Raw genomic sequence first — 3,269 nt, 5'->3', positions numbered from 1 at the left:
GGTGCCGGCCAGCACGGCGTCGCCACCGCCACCGCCGCGGCCCTGCTCGGCCTGAGCTGCACCGTCTACATGGGCGAGGTCGACACCGAGCGGCAGGCCCTCAACGTCGCCCGGATGCGGATGCTCGGCGCCGAGGTGGTCCCCGTCCGGACCGGCAGCCGCACCCTCAAGGACGCCTGCAACGAGGCGTTCCGCGACTGGGTCGCCAGCGTCGAGGACACCCACTACTGCATCGGCTCGGTGATGGGCCCGCACCCGTTCCCGGTGATGGTCCGCGACTTCCAGCGCGTCATCGGCGTGGAGGCCAGGCGGCAGTGCGTGGAGATGACCGGCGCCCTCCCGGACGCCGTCGTCGCCTGCGTGGGCGGCGGCTCCAACGCGATCGGCACCTTCCACGCGTTCGTCGGCGACGAGTCCGTCCGGCTGATCGGGTTCGAGGCGGGCGGCGAGGGCGTCGCCACCGGCAAGCACGCCGCGACCCTCGTCGGCGGCTCCCTCGGCGTCATCCACGGCATGCGGACCTACCTGCTGCAGGACGAGGACGGCCAGACCCTGGAGACCCACTCGATCTCGGCCGGGCTCGACTACCCCGGCGTCGGTCCCGAGCACTCGTGGCTGCACGAGACGGGCCGCGCCGAGTACCGCGAGATCACCGACGCCGAGGCGATGGAGGCGTTCGCGCTGCTGTGCCGCACCGAGGGCATCATCCCGGCGATCGAGTCCGCGCACGCGCTCGCCGGCGCGCTCAAGGTCGGCAAGGAGCTCGGCCCGGACGCCACGATCGTCGTCTGCCTGTCCGGACGGGGCGACAAGGACATGCACACGGCCGCCGCCTTCTTCGGCCTGATGCCCGAGGGAGAGAACGCGTGAGCGCCCGGATCGCCTACGACAAGGCCAGGGCCGACGGGCGCGCCGCCCTCGTCGGGTACCTGCCCGCGGGGTTCCCCAGCTACGAGGGCGCCGTGCAGGCGGCCAGGACGATGGTGGACGCGGGCTGCGACGTCATCGAGATCGGCCTGCCCTACACCGACCCGATGATGGACGGCCCCACCATCCAGGACGCCGTCCACCGGGCGCTCGTCGGCGGCGTCCGCGTCGCCGACGTGTTCCGCACCGTCGAGGCCGTCGCGGCCACCGGCGTCCCGGTCCTCGTCATGACGTACTGGAACCCGGTCGACCACTACGGCGTCGACCGGTTCGCCCGCGACCTCGCCTCCGCCGGCGGATCCGGCCTGATCACGCCCGACCTCTCGCCCGAGGAGGCCGGGCCGTGGCTGGAGGCGTCCGACGCCCACGGCCTCGACCGCGTGTTCCTCGTCGCGCTCAGCTCCACCGACGAGCGCATCGCGACGATCACCCGGGCGTGCCGCGGCTTCGTCTACGCGGCCTCGCTGATGGGCGTCACCGGCGCCCGCTCCGCCCTCGACACCGGCGCCCAGCGGCTGGTCGAGCGGACCCGCGCCGTCGTGGACGAGGACGGCACGGGCCTGCCGGTCGGCCTCGGCCTCGGCGTCGGCACCGGCGCCCAGGCCGCCGAGGTCGCCGGGTTCGCCGACGGCGTGATCGTCGGATCGGCGTTCATCCGCCGCCTGCTGGACGCCCCCGACCTCGCCTCCGGCCTCGCCGGGGTCCGGGAGCTCACCGAGGAGCTCGCCGCGGGCGTGCGGCACGTCCGCTGATCATTCCGGACAGCCCGGGGCGTCCGCGCGGGACCGGCGAAACCCGGCTCCGCCCGGACGTCCCGCCAGGTCGCGGGAACTCGCCGCGCCCTCACCCGAGTTGAAGGCTTGTGGGACCGCCGGCAGCCAATAGGGTGTGGTCGCCGGCACAGGCGGTCCCGGGAGGAACACGATGACGCAAGAGATGACGGTGAAGAGCCGGGCCGGGGCCGTGCGGCAACCGCTGCCCCCCGCGTGGCTCCAGATCACGGCGTGGGTGCTGACCCTCGCCGGGTTCGGCATCTCCGTGTACCTCACGATCTCGCACTACGACGAGGGCGCCCTGGTGTGCTCGGCGTCCAGGACCGTCGACTGCCACGCCGTCACCACCAGCGAGTACTCCACCCTGGCGGGCCTCCCGATGCCGCTGTACGGCCTGGCGTTCTTCCTGGCGTTCGGCGCGCTGATGACGCCGTGGGCGCTGCGGTCGACCTGGCCGCCGCTGCGCTGGGGACGGATCGCGTCCGTCGCGGTGGGCGTGCTGTTCGTGGTCTACCTGGTGACCGTGGAGCTGGCGCTCCTGCACAAGATCTGCCTGTGGTGCACCGGCGTCCACGTCATCACCGTCCTGCTGTTCCTCCTCGTCCTGGCCGACGAATTCCGGCGGGTCGGCCAGGTCGACTAGTCTCGCCGTCGTAGCGCGCCGCACTCTGCCGGCGCGGGTCCGCACGCTATAGGAGAACCAATGAGCAAGGCCGCACGAGAGCGGTCCGCGAGGGAGCGCCTGGCCGCCGAGCGCAAGCGGCAGGCGGCGCGGGAGAAGCAGCGGCGGCTGCTCGCCATCGTCCTCGGGTCGGTGGTGGTCGTGGCGGTGGTCGTGGTCGCGACCGTCCTCATCATCGACCAGAAGAACAAGAACGGCCGGGCCGAGGTGCACCAGGGCGCGCTCGCCCCCGTCAGCCGCCAGGCCGACGGCTCCATCCTCATGGCGCAGTCCGGGGTGAGCAAGCCGGAACTGGAGATCTTCGAGGACTTCCAGTGCCCGATCTGCAAGCAGTTCGAGGCCGCCACCGGCAAGACCGTCCAGCAGCTCGCCCAGCAGGGCAAGGTCAAGGTCGTCTACCGGCCGTTCCACCTGTTCGGGCAGCAGAAGGACCCCGTCCGGATCAACTCGCTGCGCTCGGCCGAGGCGGCGCTGTGCGTGCCCGCCGGCCAGTGGGTCTCCTACCACGACGCGCTCTTCAAGTTCCAGCCCCCCGAGGGCGAGAAGGGCTTCTCGCCCGACGACCTCGTCAAGTGGGGCAAGGACGTCGGCGTCACCGACCCGAACTTCGAGAAGTGCGTGCGGGACGAGCAGAAGAAGTCGACGGTCGACGCGATGACCAAGTACGCCCTCCAGGACCGCGGCGTCCAGGGCACCCCGAGCGTCTTCCTGAACGGCAAGCAGCTCGACCAGACGCAGTTCATGAACCCCGCCGGGCTGCGGGCGGCGATCGACGCCGCGGCCGCCGCCAGCAAGTGACCGGCCGCGTCCAGGACGCCGGGACCGCCGAAGCCGCCGGAGTAGAAGAAATAGGACGACGAGGGCTGCGGCGGCACGGCGGCGTGGGG

General features: G+C 72.3%; 4 protein-coding genes. All 4 read left to right on the top strand.

Going from position 1 to position 3,269, the window contains the following annotated elements:
• A partial coding sequence (trpB, locus tag AB0C69_RS40325) for a tryptophan synthase subunit beta (protein WP_360361718.1) occupies positions 1–870 on the top strand: 870 nt, incomplete at its 5' end.
• Complete coding sequence (gene trpA, locus AB0C69_RS40320) at positions 867–1,679, top strand: tryptophan synthase subunit alpha (protein WP_360361715.1); 813 nt, start codon at positions 867–869, stop codon at positions 1,677–1,679. The genes trpB and trpA, both read left to right, overlap by 4 nt.
• A 172-nt stretch (positions 1,680–1,851) precedes the next feature.
• Positions 1,852–2,343 carry a vitamin K epoxide reductase family protein gene (locus AB0C69_RS40315; protein WP_345175406.1) on the top strand — a complete coding sequence of 164 codons (492 nt, stop codon included), beginning with the start codon at positions 1,852–1,854 and terminating at the stop codon, positions 2,341–2,343.
• A gap of 60 nt (positions 2,344–2,403) precedes the next feature.
• The gene (locus AB0C69_RS40310; RefSeq protein ID WP_345175404.1) at positions 2,404–3,180 is read left to right on the top strand and encodes a thioredoxin domain-containing protein; all 777 of its coding nucleotides are present in this window, start codon (positions 2,404–2,406) and stop codon (positions 3,178–3,180) included.
• Positions 3,181–3,269 lie beyond the last annotated feature (89 nt).

The organism is Actinomadura sp. NPDC048032 (genome assembly GCF_040653175.1).
Classification (GTDB): Bacteria; Actinomycetota; Actinomycetes; order Streptosporangiales; family Streptosporangiaceae; genus Spirillospora; species Spirillospora verrucosospora.
The sequence above is the reverse complement of the archived record's forward strand: the minus strand, read 5'-3'. Positions and strand labels throughout refer to the sequence as shown.

Bases quoted from the DNA above. Each gene is read 5' to 3' on its own strand.
- AB0C69_RS40315 (WP_345175406.1), top strand. From the start codon at position 1,852: ATGACGCAAGAGATGACGGTGAAGAGCCGGGCCGGGGCCGTGCGGCAA.
- AB0C69_RS40310 (WP_345175404.1), top strand. From the start codon at position 2,404: ATGAGCAAGGCCGCACGAGAGCGGTCCGCGAGGGAGCGCCTGGCCGCC.